The organism is Synechococcus sp. RS9902 (assembly GCF_014279635.1).
In the GTDB taxonomy this organism is placed as follows: Bacteria; Cyanobacteriota; Cyanobacteriia; order PCC-6307; family Cyanobiaceae; genus Parasynechococcus.
This window is the reverse complement of the sequence record NZ_CP047949.1, coordinates 777937-799746: the sequence shown is the minus strand read 5'-3', so window position 1 is coordinate 799746 and position 21810 is coordinate 777937. Positions and strand designations below refer to the sequence as shown.

The following is a 21810-nucleotide window of genomic DNA, read 5'->3' as shown; positions in this document are numbered from 1 at the left end:
CTCCCGGCCCGCCATGGCTGATCCAGCCCAAGAACTCCCAGACCTTCCCCCCCGGCTTGATCAGGCGATCCTCGACCCCCTGCTGACCCGGGACCAGCTCCAAGCCCTCTGTGATTCCGGGATGCAGGAGGGCGTGCGGGCCATCTGCACCACACCGCGTCAGCTGCCGCTGCTGCGGGAACGCATCGGGACGACCGACGCAGGGCCTCGCCTGGTGGCGGTCATCGGCTTTCCCTTCGGAACCATTCCCGCTGAGCTCAAGCTGGCGGAAGCGGAGTGGTGTGCCGCCCATGGCGCCCAGGAGCTCGATGTCGTGCCCGATTTCAGCGCCTTGGCGAACGGCGAGTCAGGCGCATTTGCCGAGGAACTCGCCGCCCTCTGCGAGCTGGGGCTTCCCGTGCGAGCCGTACTGGACATGGCCCGTCTGGAGAGCGAACAGCTGGAACTGGCCGTGGAGGCCGCCATTGATGCTGGCGCTGCGGGACTGCAGACCAGCAACGGCTTTGGCCCGGCCTGCCATGCCGATCAGATCCTTGCGTTGAAACAGCTGATCCGTAAACGCTGCGCCATCAAGGCAGCCGGGGGGATCCATAGCCTCAGCCACGCAGGAGACCTGCTGTTGGCGGGGGCCGATCTGCTGGGCACCAGCAGCGCGCCGGCTCTTCTGCAGGCCCAGCGCCGCCCCGCGGCCTGAATGGCAGAACGACGCCTCACCGGACTCGCCCTCAAGGTGGGACCCCTCGGCGAACACGACCGCCTGCTGAGCCTGCTCAGTGATGCAGAGGGCGTCAGTCGCTTCGCCGTTCCCGGAGCACGCCGTCCCAAGAGCAGTCTGGCCGCCGCGGCCCCCCTCACCCTGCTGGAACTGCAGGTGGGAGGACGCAGCGGCCTGGCCCGGGTGCGACAACTGCGGGTGCTGCGCAGTTTTTCCGGCCTCGGGCAACAGCTGGAAACCCTGGCTGCGGCGCAGGCGCTGTGTGATCTATGCCTTCAACTGGCGGCCCAGGACCCTGTGGACGGGCTGCTGGACACGATGCAGCTGCACCTGGAACGCCTGGAGGAGCACCGAGCCGACCCGGAGCTGGTGCTGGCCGGCACAGTCCAGGCCTGCATCCATCTGCTCACCCTGGGCGGTTATGGACTGCCATTGCAGACCTGCTGCATCACGGGAAATCCCCTGGACCCACCGCTTGGGCAGTGGGACTGGCGCTGCAGCCTGCTGCCGCAGGACGGCTTTGCGATCGATGAGCAGCCTGGGGCGGCGATTCAGCTGAATCCCTCCGAACTGGCCCTGCTCCAGCGACTGACCCGGGCCGACCTGCCCCGTCGCCGGGACGGTGCGCTGATGGGCCCCCCAGCCGTGTGGCGCCGGCTGCTGCGGGTGGTTGAGATCTGGAGCCGAACGCATCTGAACCGACCCAGCAAAGCCCTGGCCATGCTGCGAGAGACGCTCCTGGCAGGCGCGTGAGCCATCATGGCCGCGATGCAATTGCCCCTTGAGCGGACCGAGCCTCACCACCCCTGAACCCGCTCTTCCCACCGGCAGCAACCCGGAGGGAAAGCGTGGCTTGGAAGCCGTGCTGCGCCTCAAGGACTTCCGCAAACTCTGGCTGGGCCAGATCTTTTCCCAGCTGGCGGACAAGTTCTACATCGTGCTGATGGTCTTCCTGATCGATCAGCACCTGTTGCTGAAGGGGCAGGGAAGTGGCGTGCTGGCGGAGATGGCCTCGGATTACGGCCTCGACATCAGCACACGCACCCAGGTGATCACCCTGCTGGCTACAGGCATTTTTGTGGCCAACACCATCCCGGCCATGCTGCTGGGAACGGTGGCTGGCGTCTGGGCGGACCGCTGGCCCAAGCGTCGGGTGATGGTGGCCAGCAATGCCATCCGAGCCCTGTTGGTGGTGTTCGCACCGCTCTGTCTGCTGCCGGGGCCCGTCTGGCTTGGTCTGCCCTGGGGCTACTGGGGGCTGGTGGGCATGACCTTCCTGGAGTCGATCCTGACCCAGTTTTTCGCCCCCTCGGAACAGGCCACGATTCCTGTGGTGGTGCCGGGAGATCACCTGTTGGCGGCCAACTCCCTCTACCAAGCCACCAGCATGGGGGCAACGATCCTGGGCTTCGCGCTGGGGGAACCGATTCTTCGTGCCCTGCACAGCAGCCTGGCGATCATCGGCATCGATGGCGGCGAGTTTCTGCTGCTTCCGCTCTGTTACGGCCTCGCGGCCCTCAGCCTGTCGCGCCTGAAGCTGCAGGAAGCCCCCAAGCCCCCCTCCAATACATCGGTGTGGACGGAGATCGGCGAAGGACTGCAGGTGCTGCGCCGGGTGCCATCGGTGCGCGGCGCCATGATTCATCTGGTGCTGCTCTACAGCCTGTTGGCAGCGCTTTACGTGTTGGCGCTCCAGCTGGCTGCCCTGATCGAGAACTTGGGGCCCTCAGGCTTTGGTGCCCTGCTGGCCATGAGTGGGCTGGGCATGGCGATTGGAGCCGTGGTGATCGCCCAGCTGGGCCATCGGTTCAGCCGCCGCCGGCTCACGGCAGCAGGCCTGGGAACCATCACCTGGACCCTGGTGCTGCTCAGCCAGCTGCGGGGATCCCTGGCCTTCACCCTCAGCCTCTGCGGAATCCTGGGCATCGGCGCAGCTCTGGTGGCGATCCCAGCCCAGACCACGATTCAGGAAGAAACCCCCGAAACCGAGCGCGGCAGGGTGTTCGGACTGCAGAACAACCTGATCAACATCGCCCTCAGCCTGCCGCTGGTGCTGGCGGGCACCCTGGTGAGCAGCATTGGTCTTCAACCGGTGCTGTGGCTGCTGGCGGGGTTGGCCCTGGTGGCAGCGTTGATCGAACGACCGTGGCAGCGCTGCTAACTTGCCTTTTCGCCTGAGGAGGCCCAACCCGCTTGGCGCAGATTGCGTGGCTCGGCAAGAAGTCTCCCTTCTGCGGGAATGTGTCCTACGGGATCAGCACCACAGAGGCCCTGCGCAAACGCGGGCACCAGGTGCACTTCATCCATTTCGATAACCCGCGCAGCCCCGAGCGCGACGACACATCGCTGCTGGCCAACGACCCGGACGTCAGCCTGCCCTACCTGGTCAAATCGCAGGTCTACACGATCCCTTCCCCCGGGGCGCAGCGGGAGCTGAGGGAATCCCTGGAGCGGCTGCAGCCCGATCTCGTGCACGCCAGCCTCACCCTTTCGCCCCTGGATTTCCGCCTGCCGGAGCTCTGTCAGCAGCTGGGCGTGCCCCTGGTAGCCACCTTTCATCCCCCCTTCGATGCAGGCCTGCGCAACCTGACGGCGGGCACCCAACAGCTCACGTACCAGCTGTATGCACCGGCCCTGGCCCGCTACGACCGGGTGATCGTGTTTGCACAGCTTCAGGCGGACTTTCTCGAGCGCCTGGGCGTTCCCGCCGATCGACTGACGGTGATTCCCAATGGTGTAGACACCGACCGCTGGTGCCCCACCAGCCCCGGCACCCTTTCGCTGATGCATCAGCAGGTGCGGCAACGGCTGGGCCGAGAACGGATTTTCCTCTACATGGGGCGCCTGGCAACGGAGAAGAACGTTGAAGCCCTGCTGCGGGCCTGGCGGCTGGTTTCACCGGAGGGCTGCCGGTTGGTGATCGTCGGCGACGGGCCGCTTCGCAACAGCCTGATGAACCAGTTCAACGACGATCGGATCCTCTGGTGGGGCCACGAGCCAGACCTGGACACCCGGGTTGCACTGCTCCAGTGCGCTGAGGTCTTCATCCTGCCGAGCCTTGTGGAGGGCCTGTCGCTGGCCCTGCTGGAGGCGATGGCCAGCGGAACAGCCTGCGTGGCCACCGATGCCGGTGCCGATGGCGAGGTGCTGGAGCAAGGGGCGGGAATCGTACTGAGCACCCAGGGCGTCACCACCCAGCTGCGCACACTGCTGCCGGTGCTCAGGGACCAGCCAGTGCTGACCGCGGAACTGGGCCGCAAAGCCCGCCTCCGCGCCTTGGAGCGCTACACGATTTCCAGCAACATCGACGCCCTCGAACAGCTCTATGCCGACCTGATGCAAACCAGCACGGTCGCCGCCTGAGCCAGGCCGTCAGCGCCAGTCCAAGCCAGGAACCCAGCCCACAATCGCTGGGGTGACTGCGGCGTATTGGCTGTAATCCGGATGCAGCACCCGCAACCCCTGCTCCTCGAAGCGGGCTTTGCCCCGCAGCACAGCCGCCAGGCTGACCAACAGCAACAGATGCAGCGGGCTGCCTGTGGCCAGCACCACTCCTGCGGAACACAGCAACACCGCCCGGTATAAGGGATGCCGGCAGATGGCGTAGGAGCCTGTGGCGATCAACTGATTCGCCGGCTTGGGCGCCGGCAGCGGCGAAAGGCTGGCCCCGAGACAGCGAAACGCCTCAAGGGCCCGAAACAGGCCCAAAGCCAACAGCAGCAGGCCCAGGCCGAACAGGGGTTTGGGCCAAATCGCCACACCGAAGCTGGCGGGAGCTGGCCAGACCGGCAGCAGATGGGCCGTGATCAGCAGCAGCTGGGCCAGCAGCCACCACTCACCCCGGCGGTTGTCCAACCAGCCGCCCCAACTGAAGCCCCAATCGGAGAACATTCACTCGCTGACCACCAATGTTCGGACGTTACGGCGCTGCACCAAACCCGCCAGGGTCTGCATGTCGTCCCAGCGAATCAAGCCCACACAGCCGAGCGTGCCGCTGTTGGCATTGCGGTTGGCACTGGGGTCGAGATGAATGCCCAGATGGCCTCGCCCCGTGGGGAACTGCGGTTCAATCCCAATCCAGATCGGCCCGAGCTCGCGTGGATCAGCGGGACCCAGGGGCTCCACCGGCCCAAGGACGTAGCGACCGGCGGGGAGCGGCGCGCGGGTGCCGGAGCGATGGCGATCGGCGTTCTGACGGTGGGCCCGACCGCTGACGGCATCGAAGTGCTGCACGGGCTGACCTGGGGTTTCCAAACGCAGACTCCAGATGGGATCGCCCGTGCGCGGGAGCGATCGCGTGGTGCGGTTCAGCACCAAGACCGACTCGTTGGCGGAGGTGGAGATGGATGACGACGTGGTGGGGAGCCTGGAGGCAGAGGCCAGATCCATCTCAGCGGCAGAACAGGGCACGACCAACAGCGCCAGCAGCTTCAACGCGAGACACGACCGAACGACCACAGCAGCCAGGCAAACAGGCCGGAACCCTATGGGCGGTTTTTATTCGCTGAGGAAATAAAAGCCAGCGCTCTCACTGTCCCCTTCTGAGACCCAGCTCGAGAAAAGATTCAGAGCTCGTTTTCGGCCAGCCGCAACGCTTCAGGCTCCTTGGTTGGATCCAAGGCGCAGCTGTCATCCAGCAGGCGCTGCAGGCGTGGGCTGACAGCGACCACCAGGGGATTGGTCAGCACGCGCCGGCTGATGCCCAACTCCTCGAGCGAAATCGCCAGGGCTTGGCTGGCCTGGCGGCGCGGCAGACGCCCCTTCTCCACCTGACAGTCGCTGCTGGCCTTGGCCATGGCGGCATAGCCGCGAATGCGGCGGGCTAGCACCACCACGGCAACCCGGCGCTGAACCTCGGGTGCCAAAGGAGCATCCTCGGCAGCACCAGGGATGGGTGTTGCCATGGGCAGACCCAGCAAAAGCGCAGCAAGGAAGCGGTGGAGACGCATCAACGTGCCTGGAACGCCCCCTCAGTCAAGCCTGGGAAATCGCTGGGCGATGCTGCTGCCGGTGTACTGCGCCACCCATCCCTCGGGGTTGTTGAACCAACGCACAGCACAGAACTGAGGCTGAGAGCCCATGTCAAACCAATGACGGGTCCCGGCAGGGACCCGCATCAGGTCGCCCCGTTCGCACAGCACGCTGAGCACCTCGGAACCGATGTGCAGCACAAACAAGCCGCACCCTTCCACAAAAAAGCGCACCTCGTCTTCGGCATGGGTGTGCTCCTCAAGGAACTTGCGGCGCAGGGGCTCGCGATCGGGGTGATCCGGCGTCATCCGAATCGCGTCGACCGTGGCGTAACCACCATCGCGTTGAACCCGGGCAATCGCATCGGCATAGGCCTGGAGGATGGTGGCCTGGTCGGCCCCCTCCGGCAGACCCTGCTCCGCCGGCCATTGCTCAAAGCCGATGCCCCGGCGGCTGAGCTCCGACTGAATCACGGCCGGATCGTTGCTCTCCAGCGCAGACATGAGCCCATTCGCAGCATGGGCTGAGCTTTCGTCTGGAAAGATGCTGAGACGACTCATCGTCTGGACCCCGGGCGCATCGACTGCTGACCATCATCGATCCCGCCACGACTGGGGGTCTCACACTGGTGGGGGTCGGCCCCGGCGATCCTTCCCTGCTCACCCTGGCCGCCGTTGAAGCCATCCGCCAAGCGGAGGTGGTGGCCTACCCGGTCGGACGACCGGGGGCCGACAGCATGGCCGCCAAAATCGCCGCGGCCTGGATCCGCAGCGACCATCAGCGTCTGCCCTTGTTGTTCCCGATGGTGGAAGCCGCCGAACCGCGGCGCACCGCCTGGGGAGCAGCGGCGCAGGAGCTGCAGCAAGCCATCCGTTCCGGCCAGCGGGTGGCACTGCTGTGTGAGGGAGATGCGTCGCTGTTTGCGAGTTGCAGCTACGTGCTGCTGGCCTTGCGTCAGGCGTGGCCCGACTGTCCCATCAGCGTGATTCCCGGCATCACCTCCTGCTCGGCAGCCGCGGCTGCGGGCCTCTGGCCCCTCGCTCTGCAGCAGGACCAACTGCTGTTGCGCCCTTGCCCCGACACACCCGAGGAGCTGGAGCGGGTGCTGGATACCGCCGCGGCAACGGAGCAGGTTCTGGCCCTGCTGAAGCTGGGTCGGCGCTGGAGTTGGGTGCAACCCCTGCTGAAGCAGCGAGGCCTGCTGCAACAAGCACTATTTGCCGAGCGGGTCGGCTGGCCCGACCAGCAGATCTGTTGCGCAGATGCCGTTGCGGCCGAACCTCGCCCCTACTTCTCGCTGCTGCTGATCCGGCAGGGTTGGCCGGAGGTGCTGCCCTAGGCCAGCTCTCGGCTGCGTTCCGCAGCAGCAACCACCGCTTCGATCAAGGCGGAGCGCAGGCCGATGCGTTCGAGCGCGCGAACGCCGGCGATGGTGGTGCCCCCCGGGGAGGTGACCATGTCCTTGAGCTGGGCAGGATGCAGATCGCGACGGTCCAGCAGCTCAGCCGTTCCAGCCAGGGTGCGGTGGCTCAGCCGCAGGGCCAGGTCTCTGGGAAGACCGGCAGCAACAGCCCCATCAGCCATGGCTTCCGCCACCAGGGCCACAAAGGCAGGGCCCGACGAGGTGAGGGCAAGGAACGCATCGAGCTTGGCTTCCGCCAACTCCAGAACTTCACCCACATCGGCGAACAGCTGCCGCACCTGATCCCGTTGCCCTTGGTCGATCCCCTCTCCCCAGGCCAGAGCTGTCAAACCAGCTCCCACCAACGCAGGGGTGTTGGGCACCGCCCGCACACAGCGATGACCGGGAAACAAATGCTGCAACCGCGCCAGAGACACCCCCGCCAACACAGAAATCAGCAGCGGTTGACCCACAACAGGTCCTGAAGCTGCTGCAACGGCATCGAGTTGCTGCGGCTTCACCGCAAGCAGCTGGATCGGAGCCGTCCAGACCTGCTGAGCGGAAGGGTCATCAGCGGCAACCAAACCGATGCCAGGCGGAAGGCCCCCACGTCGTTGCTCAAGGGAACCAGATCCTCCGACCACCGCCAACAGCTGGTCGGCCGGAATCCGTCCACGCTCCAGGAGAGGAACCACAAGGGCCTGAGCCATGCGACCCAGGCCGATCACACCGAAAGCGGGCTGCACTGCGGGCTTCAGAGAGCGGCTGCCCCCCAGGCGGGCGAGGGTGCGCTGGCGGATTCGTCGACATCCGCCACATCGGCCTCACGGCTCACCACCGTTGGAGCCGAGGCTTCGTCTTGACCGGTGTTGGTCACGGTGACGCAGCTGGGGGCGAACAGGAAGATGCTCTCGCCGACGCGCTCCTGGTGTCCATCGATCGCGAAGGTGCCACCAGCAACGAAATCAACAGCACGCTGGGCCTGGTCGGGCTCCATCATCGTGAGGTTGAGGATCACCGTCTTGCGCTCCCGCAGCGCCTGAATGGCCCGAGGCATTTCATCGAAGCTGCGGGGTTCCATCACATTCACCTCGGACACAGCATTGCTGATGCCGGGCATGCCGATCACGTTGGATCCAGGCAGATCACCACCCAGGTCAAACGGGTTGGAGTCTCCAATGGTGGCCAGTGCACCACCGTCAGCCTGCAGGGCGCGCTGGTCCTGGTCATCTTGCTCGTCGTCGTAGGCGAAATCATCCAATTCGCCATCGAGATAGTCATCGCCAGCGACGACGGCACGGAGACGGGAGATCAGCGACACCTTGGGATTCCTCTCAGTCTGAATGTGGTTCGAAAACCATGTCCCTGGATACCGTTTTCGCTGCGGCGGGGCAAGTCAATTCGCAGCGTCTGTTGACACCAATCTCGGACCGAACAGGGCCGAACCAATCCTGAGCCAGGTGCTGCCCGCTTCAACAGCCTCTTTCCAGTCCGTGCTCATCCCCATCGAGCACTCCGCCAAGGCCAGCCGATCCGCCAGGGCACGGCAGTCGGAAAACAACGCCTTGCGCTGATCTGCAGCCATCTCGAGCGGCGCCATGGTCATCAGACCCGAGATCCGCAACCCCGGCAGAGCCTGCAGATCAGACCAAATGGCACCGAGTTCATCGGCCGACAAGCCCCCTTTGCTGGGATCGGGCCGCAGTTTCACCTGCAGCAGCACTTCAGGCTGACGGCCCTCCTCAACGGCGATGCGCGACACCCGTTCGGCCAGCGCCAGAGAATCCACCGAGTGAATGACGTCGAAGGCCTTCACCACCGGCCGCACCTTGTTGCTTTGCAGGCGACCAATGAAATGCCAGCGCAAGTTCAGATCGATCAGCTCCTCCTGCTTCGGCAGAGCCTCCTGAACACGGCTTTCCCCAAAATCACACTGACCAAGCTCCGCCACGCAACGCACGGACGCGGCTGGATGCCCTTTGCTGACGGCCAGAAGCCTGGATGAAGTGGGGCGGGCTGCCTGGAGCACCTGCCAACGCGCCGCGAAGGAATCGGTCAAGGGTTCAGATGAACGTCTGGTCGAACAGCTGACTCCAGGACTCGAGGTCGTCCGATCCATCACGACGGCAACGGCCCAAATGAACCTCAGCGTGGTGACGCGCATCCCCGTAGGGAATCACTTCGAACTGGGCGCCACGGGGCTGCAGGGTGACCAGGAAGAACATGCGCTGGGCATACAACGTGGCGTAGACGTCACGGCCCTCACCTGCCGGAGCCACCCGATAGAGCATCCCGAAGGTGGGGTGATTCAGATATCGCTCGGACGCCATGCCGTGATCGGAGCTCATAAAGCACCGTACTGACCACGGAGCCCAATCACCAACACAAGCACGACCGTCGCCAGGCCATTCAGCAGGGGAGCAGCCCGATCAGGCGGCATGCGGAAGTACGACGGACCGAGAATTCGCCCCCCACGGGCGACCAGGGCATCGGCCCCCTGCTCAGCCCTGAGAAGGATGTTGGCCAGCAGCCGCTCACCGACGGCCAGCACCAAGCCGAAACCGGCCTTGAAGCCCAGCTGGCGCAGGTTGACGGCACGGCTGGCGAGAGAGCGCAGCAGATTTTGGAGCTCCTCCTGCACCAGTGGCAGAAAGCGAAGTGCCAGCAGCAATTGAAACCCCAGCCGCTCCACAGGACATCCAAGCCACTTGAATGGAGCCAGGCACCAGCTGAGGGCCCAGACCAGATCCTCAGGCGGGGTCGTAATGAGCATCAGGTTGACGCTGTGAATCACGGTGAAAATCAAGGTGGACGTTCGCAGCCCCAGCAGCGCCGAGGCCCGATCCACCACCAGCGGCCCCAGCTGGAGACCGCCCAACTGCAGGGGGCCGAGGCGCAAAAGATCCCAGGAGGGGCCTTCCGTCTCGAGCCCCGGAAGCTCGGCCGGATTGCGCAGCGGGAAGGCCGCAGGGGGATCCACAGCCGGCAAGAACATCGACAGGAGGCCCACCACAACGGCCAAGGCCGTCAGCAGCAGAACAGACCTCCACCACAGCGAGCGAGCCAGCCCACTGACGAAGGTGATCAGCACCAGAGCAACCACCAGGCCAACCCGCCAGAGGGGCCCCGCCAGAACAGGCGTGAGCAGAAAGACAAGAGACCAGGCCAGCTTCAGCCGAGGGTCCAAGCGCCGGAGCCAACCCGTGGACCCATCGACGTATTGACCCATGGGGACCTGGCGCAACCAGTCCATGGCTCAGCCTTTACGACTCTGCTGACGGGCCAGGTCGCGTTCGGCATCACGCTGTTGCTTGCCGCGCCAGAACAGACGCAGCGGGCTGCCATCGAAACCGAGGCCCTCACGGATCTGACGCTCCACATAGCGCCGGTAGGTCTCTCCGAACAACTTGGGGTCGTTGACGAACAGGGTGAAGCTGGGCGGCCGGCTCGCCACCTGGGTGCCGTAATACAGCTTTCCTTGGCGTCCACCGCGGGTGGTGGGGGGACTGCGCCAGCTCAGTGCTTCCTTGAGCACCTCGTTCACAACGGAGGTACTGACGCGGCGACGGTGCTGCTCAACCGCCAGGGCGGCCAAGGCAAAGATGCTCTCCACGCGCTGGCCGGTGAGCGCCGAAGTGAACAACATCGGAGCCCAGTCGAGGAAATAGAGCTTGGAGCGCAGCTCCTTTTCCATCGCCGTCATGGTGTGGCTGTCTTTTTCCACCGCGTCCCACTTATTAACCACCACCACGCAGGCACGGCCGTCCTCTTCAATGCGACCCGCCAGGCGCTGATCCTGCTCGGTCACCCCATCGAGGGCATCGATCACCAGAACACACACATCACTGCGTTCAATGGCCTTGAAACTCCTATTGATCCCGAAGAATTCCGGGCCGTAGTTGACACTGCGCCGCCGGCGGATGCCCGCCGTGTCCACCAGGCGCCAGGGACGATTCTCGCGAATGATGCTGGTGTCAATCGTGTCGCGGGTGGTGCCGCGGATTGGGCTGACAATCGCCCGCTGCTCTCCACAGATGGCATTCAGCAGACTGGATTTCCCGACATTTGGCCGGCCGATGATGGCCATCTGAATCGGCTCCTCCTCGTCACCCTCCTGATCCTTCGGGGGGAAAAAGGTGAGCACCTGATCGAGCAGTTCTCCGGTGCCGGCGCCGTGGATGGCCGAGATCGGATGTGGTTCACCCAGGCCAAGGCCCCAGAATTCGCCGGCCATCGCCAGGCCCTGTTCCGGCGACTCGCACTTGTTCACCGCCAGAAGCGTGGGACAGCGGTGACTGCGTAGAAATTCCGCGATGGACTCGTCAGCGGCCGTGAGACCCTGCTGACCGTCCACGATCACCAGAGCCACACTGGCTTCCTCGAGCGCCAGAGCCGCCTGCTCCCGGATCTCCGGCAGAAACTCACTGTCGTCCTCGAACACCAATCCGCCGGTGTCGACGACCTTGAATTCCCGATCACCCCAGTAGCCGTCCTGGTAAGTGCGATCACGCGTCACGCCAGGCTGATCGTGAACAATGGCTTCACGGCTGCGGCACAGCCGGTTCACCAAGGTCGACTTACCGACATTGGGGCGTCCGATGATTGCGACGACAGGACGCGCCAAGGGTCTGCTCAGGCCAATCTTTCACCCTACAGAGACGCCATAAAGCCACTGGACAAACGAAATTCTTTCGGGGCGAGACTAATGAGTCTCAACCGAGACAGCTAAGGCGAGGTCAGGTGTTCCCTCGCCATGCTCGAACTCGTCGCCAGCCTTGTGGTCGACCTCTCCGACCAACGCCTGACCGTCTACAACAGCGATCAGGAGGTGGTTCGCGTGATTCCGGTCAGCACCGGCAAAGCCTCAACGCCAACACCGATCTTCAACAGCAAGGTTTATACGAAGTACCGATCCACCACGATGTATGGACGCACCTACACAGTTCCCGGGGTGCCGTTCACGATGTGTGTGAGCGCGAACGAGTCCATCTGCCTCCACGCCGCCCCCTGGCAGGAGAACGCCGGGAAACCCTTCGGCGTGCCCCGCAGCCATGGCTGTGTGCGCATGCCGCTGAACCACGCCCGTTGGCTGTTCCACAACACCCCGAAAGGCACACCCATCACGATTCAGGCCTGAGTCAGGCCACCGGATCACTTCACCGGCAGATCGCCGGGGTGCCCCTGCACCGGATCGGCAGGAGGGGGAAGCTCAGGGCCCAGGGGCCCCTGCTCCGGCAGGGGCTCGCTCCGCTGGGCCAGCCAGGCCAACAGCCAGTTCACGGCGGTGGCCCGTCGGGTTCGGCGGGGGTACAACTCACCGATGCGGTACCCCGCGAAATTGAGCTGTTGTTTGAGCAGCTGTTTGTGTTCCTTGGGAACCGAGCGGGTCAAACGAACCGACGCCGGACGCTCCGCGATCAGCTCGGGAGCCTCAGGGAAGGCATCGGCCCATTCGGAGGGTGTGTCGGGACCGGCGCACCACCGCGGTTCAGCAGGCTGATAGCCCAGACGTTCCCAAATCCTTTCGCAGACAAAGCGATCGCTGCAGCGGTCCTCCAAAATCTGATTCAACAGACTTCGACTGACAGGCCAAAGCTTCATCGCCAGAGGCACACAGAATATCAAGCAAAGATACAAAATACCAAACCTTTAAACCTTCTAAATAGACTGGACTGACTACGAGGTGGTTAACCGGCCAACGAGCAAGCCATTCCAAATCATCAAGACACGGCTTTTCACAAACAAGGCCCGACCAAATAGCCTGTGCCAATGAAGGATCCATAACTGTGTAGAATCGAATCACCAGTGATAACAAAACAGAACAAAGTCATCGATACCATGAGCTTCAAAGGAGAACAAAATACTCTAGAGATTGATCAAAAAAACTCTCTTAAAATCGTATTCATCACCGGGATGCACAGGAGCGGATCGAGCGCGCTGTCTCGATCCATGACAACCCTCGGCATTCAACACAGCGCCAATTTAATGCGAGCAAGCGAAGATAACGTAAAGGGTTACTGGGAAGACGAGGATTTTGTCGCTTTTAACGACGACCTCTTAAGGCAGACAGGACAACTTTGGGATGAGCCAAAGCTTATCAATCCCGAAGAATTTATAATTTTAGCCGAGAATCAAGGGGCCAAGGCATATTCATTTTTAAAGAACAAAGCCGAAAACAAAGAAATCATTTGCCTCAAGGATCCAAGGCTATGCAATCTCATACCTTTCTGGCAAAAGATTTGCAAAGACAACGAAATAAAATGGCATTTTATCGCCTCGCATCGAGACCCATTACCAACAGCCCACTCAATACATAATCGCGACTCGATTAGCACAGAGAAAGCGCTTTCCATATGGTGCACATATTATATCAACCTACTCGACAACCTAAGCCATAACGAACTATTAATAATCAACTACGACAGCCTAATCAACAACACACGCAACGAAGTCAAAGCACTCTCCGCTTTCCTGGAAAGACAAATCAACGAAGACAAATTCAAGATCTATTCCGAACATTTTCTTGACAAAAACTTGCGTCACTATCAACAACCTCCTCTAGAGCCAAGCCCAATTGAAACGGTCAGCCGAAAAGTCAATACGCTGCTGAAAAATTTCAACCAGAATGCCTTCACCCACGAAACCGATCTCAAAAGCGCAGTAGCAATTGCCCGCCAATCTTTAATCCAAGCCAATCAAGATTTATCTGACGAAAGCAATGCATCTAAATTCAAAAATCTTTTCGCCATTCACTACAAAAAGTCAGAAGAACAACAAAATGAAATACGGAAACTGAAACAAGACATTCAAACCTTACATTCTTGGGTTGACAAAAATAAAGAAAAAATCTTGGACGCCCAAAATGAGCTCGAACGAGTCAAGCGTCTCCGACAATCATCAAGAAAGCGCTACCAAGATGCCATGAACCAATTTGATGATCTGACCAGAACAATCTGGTGGCAGCTTGCTGGTCCATTGAGATTCATTTTTTCATCAAGACGAGACAAAGCCAATCTCCGCGCACTCAAATCCCGCAGCCAACGTAAATCCATCAAGGACTGAAAGATGGCAATTCCATTTTTCGAGAATCCCTTATCACTAGATGGCACTGGGAAGTCGCGCCAATTGCATTCGCGAGTGCTCCAATCGCCACTGGCCGGTGTAAGTGACAGGGTCTTCAGATCCCTTGTTCGGCGCTGGGCGCCCGACGCACTGCTGTTCACCGAAATGGTGAATGCCACCAGCCTCGAGATGGGGCATGGGCTCTGCAAGGTGGAGTCGCTCGCCGAGGAATCCGGGCCCATCGGCGTGCAACTGTTCGACCATCGCCCCCAGGCCATGGCTAATGCAGCACGACGGGCTGAAGCCAGTGGGGCTTTTCTGATCGACATCAACATGGGCTGCCCTGTGCGCAAGATTGCCCGCAAAGGGGGTGGTTCCGGCTTGATCCGTGATCCAGAGCTGGCCATCAAGATCGTGGAAGCGGTGGCAGATGCCGTGGCGGTGCCCGTCACGGTGAAGACACGCCTGGGTTGGTGTGGCAGTGATGCCGATCCCGTGCACTGGTGCCAACAGCTGGAACAAGCCGGTGCACAACTGCTCACACTGCATGGACGCACCCGCGAACAGGGCTTCAAGGGCGCTGCGGACTGGAGCGCGATTACCCAAGTAAGAGACGCCCTCACAATCCCCCTGATCGCGAATGGCGACATCAACAGCCCCGACGATGCCCTGCGCTGCCTGAAGCAAACCGGCGCAGCGGGAGTGATGGTGGGCCGAGGCACGATGGGAGCCCCATGGCTGGTGGGACAGATCGACGCCGCTCTAGCCGGTCTTCCGATTCCCGCCACACCCAACCCGTCAGCACGGCTTGCACTGGCCCGCGATCAACTGGACGGTCTGGTGGAGGATCGCGGCGACCATGGTCTGCTGATCGCTCGCAAACACATGGGCTGGACCTGCACGGGCTTCCCCGGTGCCTCGCGACTCCGTCATGACCTGATGCGAGCCCCCACGCCCGCCCAGGCCAGGGAGCTGCTGACGCAGCAGATCGACGCCCTTGCCGCGTCCGCTTGACTGGATGCCCCGACGATCAGGGCGTGGAGCCTGCAAGCGGCCAAGACAACAGCACGCTTGATGCCCAGGCCTGGCGGCGCTGGAGGTCTGGTCGCGCCGGCGCCGAAGAAATCGAGCATTGGCAGCAACAGCTCCACCAGCAGCTTCCCTGGGTCCCACAAGACCTGCTGGATCCGTCGTTGCTGCCCATCGCTCTGTTGCGCAACCCGAGCCAGTGGTCCCCTGAGGACAGCGGGCTGGATCCCATCGATCTTCTGGCCTGCCACCGGGACCTCACAGACACCAAGCAACTGCTGCGCAGCGGTCGCCTGGGCGAAATCGCCCTGGGACAGCGCAGCCTGTTCATGGATTTACCGCCGGTGCATCTCCAGGCCTATCGGGATGGGTTGAGACCAGCAGCACGTGAAGACTCCCTCAGTGCCCTGGAGCACCTCGGGGGCATCGGCCGTCAACGCTTCCAGCAGGGACGGCCCCTGGGCATGGATCTCGATCGCTACCAGCCCCCCCGACCGGACCCGGCACCAAGCGGGCCCACTCCCTCAGCGGCCTCGATCCTGGTGGTTCTCCACCCAACCCCACAAGAAGCAAAGGCCGAGTCGGCGCGCAACTCACAACCAGAAGGTTGGGGCCAGATCCGACACGCCTCCCTCGAAGATCCCTCTGGATGGATCAGAGCTCCATTCCCAGACGACGAAACCCTCGTCAGCTTCTGCCACGCCAGTGATCAGCTGGATCCCCAGGCAGGCCTGCGCATGGCCCACTGCGCAGCGCAACACCCTGAAGCGGTGTTGCTCACCAGCGATGAAACCCTGCGCTGGAGTGACGACGCAGGCATTCCTGCGGGGAACCGCCAGAACAGAACAGCCATCACACCGTTTCGACTGCTCTGCCGGGGATGCATCGGCGGCCTGGTGACCCTGCGCTGGTCGACGCTTCAACAGCTGAAGCTGCCGGCATCCACCGGTTCGCTGCATGCCCTGCTGCTGGATCTGGCGCTGCAGGTTTGCCGCCACGGCGACGCCGTGGCCCACTGCTCGGAGGTGTTGCTGCAGCGATCCATCCGGGCGAACCCGACCGTGCCCGACGTTGCCTCCCCGGCCGACCGCCACTGTTGGACCCCTGAGCTCAGCACTGAGATCCTGGCGATCAGCCAGCGACACAGCCCCGGCTTTCTCCTGCCGGGCGGGGAGCTCACACCCACTCAATCGCTGGGCGCCTGCCATCAGCTGCAGCTCCGCCCCGACCCCAGGGTTCTGGTGTCGGTTCTGATCCCATTTCGCGACCGGGTGGATCTCACCCAGAGCTGCGTCGCCTCCCTGCGCCGCTGCGCCGGAGCTGTGGCCTACGAGCTGATCCTGATCGACAACGGCAGTGAGGAGGCCGCCACCAAGGCCTGGCTGGACGCACAGGCACAGCTCGATGACGTGTGCGTGGTGCGGGTGGACGAGCCGTTCAACTATTCGCGGCTCAACAACATCGGCCGCCGCCATGCCCAGGGCAGCCATTTGTTGCTGCTGAACAACGACATCGAATTCCGATCCGCCGAGGTGCTTCAGGCACTGCTGGACCCCTTCGCCTACCGCAGCACCAGCGCCGTGGGGGCCAGGCTGAACTACCCCGACGGGAGCATCCAGCATCAAGGAGTTGCCCTGGTGAAGGGGGAGCGCCGCTGTGTGGTGGAGCCTGGCAAACACCTGCACAGCCCCGCCGTGCTGGCCACCCTCACCCCCCTGCTGGTGCAGGAGGAATTCACTGCCGCCACCGGAGCCTGCCTGATGCTTCGCAGCAGCGATTTCGATCGCATTCAAGGCTTCGATGAAGATCTCGCCGTGGTGTTCAACGACGTGGACCTCTGCCTGCGTCTGAGGCAAAGCGGTGGTTCGGTGGTGGTGACCCCGTTTGTGGAGATCGTTCACCACGAATCAATCAGTCGCGGCAAAGACCGCGAAGGCGCTGCACTGGCCCGGCATCAACGCGAGTCGGGTCACCTGCGGGCCAAGCACGCCGAGCTGTTCGCCACCGGTGATCCCCTCACCAGTTCATGCATTCACCCCCACAGCAATCGCTACCAACCCCGGGAGCCCGCGCCGCGCTCGAAAGGCCCGGTGGCCGATGCCGTGCTGATGCACTGGAGACATCCAAACTTCCAGCCCAACCATCAACGACCGATCGTTGTGCTGGCGCATTTTTCAGCCGACAACCGGTTTCGGGACGATCTCTTTCCCCTGATTGATGCCTACCAGCGCTTCGCCGACGTGATCGTTGTGTCGTCAGCCAGCGGGGTGCGCTGGCATCCACGAACCCTGCATCGGCTGCGCCAACGCTGTTCCGCGCTCGTGATCCGGCGCAACCAGGGGTACGACTTCGGCAGCTGGAAAGCAGCCCTGAAGCTGCATCGGCAAGACATTGAACAGGCGGCGTTCGTGGTGCTCACCAACGACAGCTTCTGGGGACCGATCACGCCCCTCGACGATCTGTTCCGACGCCTGCACGCCAGCACAGCGGATGTCATTGGGCTGACGGACGATCTGATGTACGAACCGCATCTGTCGTCCGCCTTCACGGCTTACAAACCCAAGGCATTGCAATGCCCCAGCTTTGATCGCTTCTGGGGGGGCCTGCAGATCTGGCCCCGCAAACGGGACCTGGTCAAACAATGCGAGGTGGGCCTGCCGGTGCAGCTGCGGGCAGCTGGACTAAAGCTCGAAAGCCTCTACACCCACAACGCCAACGGCAATGTTCTGCACTACGCGTGGAAGGAGTTGATTGAGCAACGGGGCTTCCCCTTCCTCAAGGTGAGCCTGCTGCGCGACAACCCCACCAGGCAAACCGTCGACAGCTGGCCCGAGGTGATCGGCCGACGCAACCCTCAGCTGGCGGCCAGCATCAAACGCCAACTGCGGCCGAAACCAGGGTTACAGCAACTGCTTGAACGGCTGCGCCATCGACTGAATGGAAGTGATCGCAAGGGGTCTCATGCTGTAATGACGCCGACTTCACGTCGGTGAGCCAGTCGATGAGCACCGCATCCAAGCGACGGGGAATTATCCTGGCTGGGGGGACCGGCACGCGGCTGCATCCGATCACCCAGGCCGTCAGCAAACAGCTGCTGCCTGTTTACGACAAGCCGATGATTTATTACCCCCTCAGCACCCTGATGCTGGCAGGGATCCGCGAGGTGCTGATCATCACCACCCCCCACGACAGGGAGGCCTTTCAGCGCTTGCTCGGCGACGGCCACCGCTGGGGCATGACGATCGAGTACGCCATGCAACAGAGCCCGGACGGTTTGGCCCAGGCGTTTCTGATTGGTGCCGACTTCCTGGCAGGCCACCCCGCCGCCCTGGTGCTGGGAGACAACCTCTTCCACGGGCACGATCTGGTGCCCCAGCTGGTGAACAGCAACGCTCAAGCCCAAGGGGCGACGGTGTTTGCCTACCCCGTCAGTGATCCCGAGCGTTATGGCGTGGCCGAATTCGATGCCGATGGCCGCGTGCTGAGCCTGGAGGAAAAACCTCAGAAGCCCAAGAGCCGCTACGCCGTGACTGGGTTGTATTTCTACGACGACAGCGTCGTGGAACGGGCCCGCCAGGTGAAGCCCTCAGCACGCGGGGAGCTGGAGATCACCGATCTCAATCAGATGTATCTGAATGAAGGGTTGCTGCGGGTGGAATTGATGGGTCGTGGCATGGCCTGGCTCGACACCGGCACCTGCGATTCCCTCAACGATGCTGGCAGCTACATCCGCACGCTCGAACATCGCCAGGGGCTGAAGGTGGGCTGCCCGGAGGAGGTGTCCTGGCGCCAGGGCTGGATCACGGCGGAACAGCTGGATCAACTCGCTCAGCCCCTCAAGAAGAGTGGCTACGGCTCCTATCTGCTGCAAATGCTCGAGGAGAGCGTGAGCGATCACGCTGCCCTGCAATCCAGCCTGGAGGTGAGCCATGCAGCTTGAACAACTCAAAACACCGTCCGGCGAGGTGATGCAGGGTCCCCTGCTGATCACGCCCCAGGCCTTCGGCGATGACCGTGGCTGGTTTTACGAAAGCTGGAACCAACGCAAGTTCGATGAAGGCGTCGGCGAATCGGTGCTGTTCTCGCAAGACAACCACTCCCGCTCGATCCAAGGCGTGCTGCGGGGACTGCATTACCAGCTCGCGCCGGAACCCCAGGCCAAGCTGGTGCGTGCCACGGTCGGAGCGATCTACGACGTCGCCGTCGACATCCGACGCAACTCACCAACCTTTGGCGCCTGGGTCGGCGCTGAACTGAGTGCCGAGAACAAAAGCCAGCTTTGGATTCCTGAGGGCTTCGCCCACGGCTTTCTCACCCTCAGCGATGTTGCTGAGGTGCAATACAAGGCGCGAGGGTTCTGGAACAAGTCTTGTGAGCAGGCCATTGTCTGGAACGATCCAGATCTGGCCATTGCCTGGCCGATCGAGCGGCTGCAAGGGATCGAGGTGAGCCTCTCGGGCAAAGATGCCGAAGCAGCAGGATTCAAAGCCGCTGAGGTGGCTGGAGACGTTTTCCCATGAAGGTGCTGCTCACCGGAGCTGGCGGTCAGCTGGGTCAGGCTCTGATCGCTTCCGCCCCTGAGGGACTCGAGCTGGTGGCCACCAGCCGTGAGCAGCTTGACCTTGCGGACCCTGAAGCCTGCCGCGGCGCCGTTCAACAGCACCAACCCGACTGGGTGCTCAACGCCGGTGCTTACACAGCGGTGGACAAGGCCGAGTCGGAGCCCGAACTGGCCCACGCCGTGAATGCCGGGGCACCGGAGGCCTTCGCCCGCGCTCTTGACCAACAAGGGGGACGCCTGCTCCAGATCAGCACCGACTTCGTCTTCAACGGAACCCAGGGAACGCCTTATCAACCCGAGCAGGCCCGCGACCCTCTCGGTGTTTACGGAGCAAGCAAAGCTGCTGGAGAAGCGGCGGTCCAATCGATTTTTGGAGCAGGAGGCCGGGGCCTGATCCTGCGTACCAGCTGGGTGATCGGGCCCGTGGGCAAAAACTTCGCGCTCACCATGCTCCGCCTCCACCGGGAACGGGATCAACTGGGTGTTGTCGCCGATCAAGTGGGCTGTCCCACCAGCACCCTCAATCTCGCTCAAGCCTGCTGGCAAACCCTTCAGAACGCTGGTGACCGCGACTTGCCAGCGGTTATGCACTGGAGTGATGCCGGCGCCGCCAGCTGGTACGACGTGGCGGTAGCCGTTGGCCAAATCGGTGCTGAGTTGGGGCTCATCGACACACCCGCAGCCGTTCAACCGATCACCACAGCGGACTACCTGACACCTGCTGAACGGCCGGCCTATTCGCTTCTTGACTGCACCGCCACCCGAGCCGCCCTGGACCTCAACGGCGAGCACTGGCAGCAAGCGCTGAAAACCGTGTTGCAGCAAGCCAAAACGCCATGAAGGGCGACTGAGTCCAACACTCCAACCCCAAACAACGCCCCACCACCCGCTCTCACCAATGGTTTCGTCCATGCCTTCCGCCTCCGACCTGCTGGGAGATCGCCGCAGAGTTCTGGTCACCGGAGGTGCAGGCTTCATTGGCGGCGCCGTCGTGCGCAGGCTGTTGCGGGAGACAACAGCCACCGTCTTCAATCTCGACAAGATGGGCTATGCCAGCGACCTGTCCTCGATTGAGGAGGTGCTGAGCGAACTGGAGGGCGCGGCGAACGATCGGCACAGGCTTCAGCAGGTGGATCTGACCGATGCAGCAGCGGTTGAGGCTGCGGTGCGGCAGGCAGACCCCGATCTGGTGATGCACCTGGCAGCGGAAAGCCACGTGGACCGATCCATCTCCGGCCCTGGTATGTTCATCGAGAGCAATGTCAACGGCACCTACAACCTCCTGCAGGCGGTGCGGGGCCATTACGAGGGCTTGAGCGGGGAACGCCGTGATGCCTTCCGGATGCACCACATCAGCACCGACGAAGTCTTTGGCTCCCTGGGCGCCGAGGGGCGCTTCTCAGAAACAACGCCCTACGACCCCCGCAGCCCCTACTCCGCCAGCAAGGCAGCCAGCGATCACCTCGTTCAGGCCTGGCACCACACCTTTGGGCTACCTGTGGTGCTCACCAACTGCTCCAACAACTACGGCCCATGGCAGTTCCCTGAAAAACTCATTCCCGTGGTCACCCTGAAGGCCGCTGGAGGTGAGTCGATTCCTCTCTACGGCGACGGGCTGAATGTGCGTGATTGGTTGTACGTGGAGGACCACGTCGACGCCCTGCTTCTGGCCGCCTGCAAGGGTGAATCCGGCCGCAGCTACTGCGTTGGTGGCCACGGTGAGCGCACCAACAAAGAGGTTGTTCACGCCATTTGCGATCAGTTGGACCAGAGCCGCCCTGGATCAGCTCCCCACGCCAACTTGATCACTCCGGTGACCGACCGTCCTGGCCACGACCGCCGCTACGCGATTGACCCGGGCCGCATCAGTTCCGAGCTGGGCTGGAGCCCTCGCCACAATGTGGAGCAGGGCTTGGCGGAGACCGTGCACTGGTACCTATCCCATCAGGAATGGTGCAGCAAAGTACGCGAGCGGGCGGGATATGACGGCAGCAGATTGGGCATAAAAACAATGAGAAACGAAGCCAACAAGTGATAGGTTTCAACTCACTTTTTAAAGACCTGCTTGTT

The 21810-nt window shown here is 62.5% G+C and carries 24 protein-coding genes; 13 read left to right on the top strand and 11 right to left on the bottom strand.

The genetic code is table 11. From position 1 onward, the window contains the following. The first annotated feature begins 13 nt into the window (after positions 1-13). The 4 genes from deoC to SynRS9902_RS04130 are packed head-to-tail and all read left to right on the top strand — an operon-like array spanning position 14 to position 4078. Positions 14-694 (top strand): deoxyribose-phosphate aldolase, encoded by a 681-nt coding sequence (deoC, locus tag SynRS9902_RS04145; RefSeq protein WP_186510513.1) that lies wholly within the window; start codon positions 14-16, stop codon positions 692-694. After that, entirely contained in the window at positions 695-1468 is a 774-nt protein-coding gene (gene recO, locus SynRS9902_RS04140; protein ID WP_186510081.1) for a DNA repair protein RecO, read from the top strand. A 28-nt stretch (positions 1469-1496) separates the two neighbouring features. Then, on the top strand, positions 1497-2876 hold the full coding sequence (locus tag SynRS9902_RS04135; RefSeq protein ID WP_115080824.1) for an MFS transporter: 1380 nt from the start codon (positions 1497-1499) through the stop codon (positions 2874-2876). 32 nt (positions 2877-2908) lie between these two features. After that, positions 2909-4078, top strand: coding sequence for a glycosyltransferase family 4 protein (locus SynRS9902_RS04130; protein ID WP_186510080.1), 1170 nt, complete (start codon positions 2909-2911; stop codon positions 4076-4078). Positions 4079-4087: 9 nt separating this feature from the next. Here SynRS9902_RS04130 and SynRS9902_RS04125 read toward each other — a convergent pair whose 3' ends face one another. The 4 genes from SynRS9902_RS04125 to SynRS9902_RS04110 all read right to left on the bottom strand — a co-directional run bounded on the left by SynRS9902_RS04125 (position 4088) and on the right by SynRS9902_RS04110 (position 6246). Beyond that, complete coding sequence (locus SynRS9902_RS04125) at positions 4088-4606, bottom strand: isoprenylcysteine carboxylmethyltransferase family protein (RefSeq protein WP_186510079.1); 519 nt, start codon at positions 4604-4606, stop codon at positions 4088-4090. Continuing rightward, on the bottom strand, positions 4607-5173 hold the full coding sequence (locus SynRS9902_RS04120; RefSeq protein WP_255446199.1) for a L,D-transpeptidase: 567 nt from the start codon (positions 5171-5173) through the stop codon (positions 4607-4609). Between the two features lie 107 nt (positions 5174-5280). After that, complete coding sequence (locus SynRS9902_RS04115; protein WP_186510078.1) at positions 5281-5664, bottom strand: hypothetical protein; 384 nt, start codon at positions 5662-5664, stop codon at positions 5281-5283. A 21-nt stretch (positions 5665-5685) separates the two neighbouring features. Next, a complete protein-coding gene (locus SynRS9902_RS04110) occupies positions 5686-6246 on the bottom strand; it encodes an acireductone dioxygenase (RefSeq protein ID WP_186510077.1) in 561 nt (186 codons plus the stop codon). A gap of 68 nt (positions 6247-6314) precedes the next feature. On the opposite strand from SynRS9902_RS04110, the gene cobI reads away from it, so the two are divergent. Then, positions 6315-7025 carry a precorrin-2 C(20)-methyltransferase gene (gene cobI / locus SynRS9902_RS04105; RefSeq protein ID WP_186510076.1) on the top strand — a complete coding sequence of 237 codons (711 nt, stop codon included), beginning with the start codon at positions 6315-6317 and terminating at the stop codon, positions 7023-7025. Here the strand turns inward: cobI and proC are convergent. From proC to der, 6 genes are all read right to left on the bottom strand, one after another. After that, a complete protein-coding gene (gene proC / locus SynRS9902_RS04100; RefSeq protein WP_370586333.1) occupies positions 7022-7798 on the bottom strand; it encodes a pyrroline-5-carboxylate reductase in 777 nt (258 codons plus the stop codon). The genes cobI and proC overlap by 4 nt on opposite strands. 44 nt (positions 7799-7842) lie before the next feature. After that, positions 7843-8409, bottom strand: a complete 567-nt coding sequence (locus SynRS9902_RS04095; RefSeq protein ID WP_114989400.1) for a cell division protein SepF — start codon at positions 8407-8409, stop codon at positions 7843-7845. A 75-nt stretch (positions 8410-8484) separates the two neighbouring features. Beyond that, complete coding sequence (locus SynRS9902_RS04090; RefSeq protein ID WP_186510074.1) at positions 8485-9147, bottom strand: YggS family pyridoxal phosphate-dependent enzyme; 663 nt, start codon at positions 9145-9147, stop codon at positions 8485-8487. A gap of 4 nt (positions 9148-9151) precedes the next feature. Next, positions 9152-9418 (bottom strand): PipX family protein, encoded by a 267-nt coding sequence (locus tag SynRS9902_RS04085; RefSeq protein ID WP_025362464.1) that lies wholly within the window; start codon positions 9416-9418, stop codon positions 9152-9154. Positions 9419-9432: 14 nt separating this feature from the next. Next, positions 9433-10341 (bottom strand): energy-coupling factor transporter transmembrane protein EcfT, encoded by a 909-nt coding sequence (locus SynRS9902_RS04080; protein ID WP_186510073.1) that lies wholly within the window; start codon positions 10339-10341, stop codon positions 9433-9435. Between the two features lie 3 nt (positions 10342-10344). Then, positions 10345-11712, bottom strand: coding sequence for a ribosome biogenesis GTPase Der (der, locus tag SynRS9902_RS04075; protein ID WP_186510072.1), 1368 nt, complete (start codon positions 11710-11712; stop codon positions 10345-10347). Positions 11713-11841: 129 nt separating this feature from the next. Here der and SynRS9902_RS04070 point away from each other — a divergent pair, with 129 nt between their 5' ends. After that, positions 11842-12225: a L,D-transpeptidase gene (locus SynRS9902_RS04070; protein ID WP_186510071.1), complete on the top strand. Its 384-nt coding sequence runs from the start codon at positions 11842-11844 to the stop codon at positions 12223-12225. Between the two features lie 14 nt (positions 12226-12239). Here SynRS9902_RS04070 and SynRS9902_RS04065 read toward each other — a convergent pair whose 3' ends face one another. Beyond that, positions 12240-12689 carry a DUF1823 family protein gene (locus SynRS9902_RS04065; protein ID WP_186510070.1) on the bottom strand — a complete coding sequence of 150 codons (450 nt, stop codon included), beginning with the start codon at positions 12687-12689 and terminating at the stop codon, positions 12240-12242. A 237-nt stretch (positions 12690-12926) separates the two neighbouring features. On the opposite strand from SynRS9902_RS04065, the gene SynRS9902_RS04060 reads away from it, so the two are divergent. Genes SynRS9902_RS04060 through rfbB form a run of 7 tightly spaced genes read left to right on the top strand, consistent with a single transcriptional unit; the run spans position 12927 to position 21775 of the window. Continuing rightward, a complete protein-coding gene (locus SynRS9902_RS04060; RefSeq protein WP_186510069.1) occupies positions 12927-14150 on the top strand; it encodes a sulfotransferase family protein in 1224 nt (407 codons plus the stop codon). Positions 14151-14153: 3 nt separating this feature from the next. Beyond that, on the top strand, positions 14154-15164 hold the full coding sequence (dusB, locus tag SynRS9902_RS04055) for a tRNA dihydrouridine synthase DusB (RefSeq protein ID WP_186510068.1): 1011 nt from the start codon (positions 14154-14156) through the stop codon (positions 15162-15164). Then, positions 15161-18172: a rhamnan synthesis F family protein gene (locus SynRS9902_RS04050; RefSeq protein ID WP_186510067.1), complete on the top strand. Its 3012-nt coding sequence runs from the start codon at positions 15161-15163 to the stop codon at positions 18170-18172. The genes dusB and SynRS9902_RS04050 overlap by 4 nt, the downstream gene beginning before the upstream one ends. An 8-nt stretch (positions 18173-18180) precedes the next feature. After that, entirely contained in the window at positions 18181-19119 is a 939-nt protein-coding gene (gene rfbA / locus SynRS9902_RS04045) for a glucose-1-phosphate thymidylyltransferase RfbA (RefSeq protein WP_186510066.1), read from the top strand. Then, the gene (rfbC, locus tag SynRS9902_RS04040) at positions 19109-19699 is read left to right on the top strand and encodes a dTDP-4-dehydrorhamnose 3,5-epimerase (protein WP_186510065.1); all 591 of its coding nucleotides are present in this window, start codon (positions 19109-19111) and stop codon (positions 19697-19699) included. Before rfbA ends, rfbC begins: the two co-directional genes overlap by 11 nt. Beyond that, complete coding sequence (rfbD, locus tag SynRS9902_RS04035; RefSeq protein ID WP_186510064.1) at positions 19696-20580, top strand: dTDP-4-dehydrorhamnose reductase; 885 nt, start codon at positions 19696-19698, stop codon at positions 20578-20580. The genes rfbC and rfbD overlap by 4 nt, the downstream gene beginning before the upstream one ends. A gap of 58 nt (positions 20581-20638) precedes the next feature. Continuing rightward, the gene (gene rfbB, locus SynRS9902_RS04030) at positions 20639-21775 is read left to right on the top strand and encodes a dTDP-glucose 4,6-dehydratase (RefSeq protein ID WP_186510063.1); all 1137 of its coding nucleotides are present in this window, start codon (positions 20639-20641) and stop codon (positions 21773-21775) included. The last annotated feature ends 35 nt before the right edge of the window (positions 21776-21810 follow it).

Bases quoted from the DNA above. Each gene is read 5' to 3' on its own strand.
- deoC (WP_186510513.1), top strand. From the start codon at position 14: ATGGCTGATCCAGCCCAAGAACTCCCAGACCTTCCCCCCCGGCTTGAT.
- recO (WP_186510081.1), top strand. From the start codon at position 695: ATGGCAGAACGACGCCTCACCGGACTCGCCCTCAAGGTGGGACCCCTC.
- SynRS9902_RS04125 (WP_186510079.1), bottom strand. From the start codon at position 4,606: ATGTTCTCCGATTGGGGCTTCAGTTGGGGCGGCTGGTTGGACAACCGC.
- SynRS9902_RS04115 (WP_186510078.1), bottom strand. From the start codon at position 5,664: ATGCGTCTCCACCGCTTCCTTGCTGCGCTTTTGCTGGGTCTGCCCATG.
- SynRS9902_RS04110 (WP_186510077.1), bottom strand. From the start codon at position 6,246: ATGAGTCGTCTCAGCATCTTTCCAGACGAAAGCTCAGCCCATGCTGCG.
- proC (WP_370586333.1), bottom strand. From the start codon at position 7,798: ATGGCTCAGGCCCTTGTGGTTCCTCTCCTGGAGCGTGGACGGATTCCG.
- SynRS9902_RS04085 (WP_025362464.1), bottom strand. From the start codon at position 9,418: ATGGCGTCCGAGCGATATCTGAATCACCCCACCTTCGGGATGCTCTAT.
- SynRS9902_RS04080 (WP_186510073.1), bottom strand. From the start codon at position 10,341: ATGGACTGGTTGCGCCAGGTCCCCATGGGTCAATACGTCGATGGGTCC.
- SynRS9902_RS04070 (WP_186510071.1), top strand. From the start codon at position 11,842: ATGCTCGAACTCGTCGCCAGCCTTGTGGTCGACCTCTCCGACCAACGC.
- SynRS9902_RS04065 (WP_186510070.1), bottom strand. From the start codon at position 12,689: ATGAAGCTTTGGCCTGTCAGTCGAAGTCTGTTGAATCAGATTTTGGAG.
- SynRS9902_RS04060 (WP_186510069.1), top strand. From the start codon at position 12,927: ATGAGCTTCAAAGGAGAACAAAATACTCTAGAGATTGATCAAAAAAAC.
- dusB (WP_186510068.1), top strand. From the start codon at position 14,154: ATGGCAATTCCATTTTTCGAGAATCCCTTATCACTAGATGGCACTGGG.
- rfbA (WP_186510066.1), top strand. From the start codon at position 18,181: ATGAGCACCGCATCCAAGCGACGGGGAATTATCCTGGCTGGGGGGACC.
- rfbC (WP_186510065.1), top strand. From the start codon at position 19,109: ATGCAGCTTGAACAACTCAAAACACCGTCCGGCGAGGTGATGCAGGGT.
- rfbD (WP_186510064.1), top strand. From the start codon at position 19,696: ATGAAGGTGCTGCTCACCGGAGCTGGCGGTCAGCTGGGTCAGGCTCTG.
- rfbB (WP_186510063.1), top strand. From the start codon at position 20,639: ATGGTTTCGTCCATGCCTTCCGCCTCCGACCTGCTGGGAGATCGCCGC.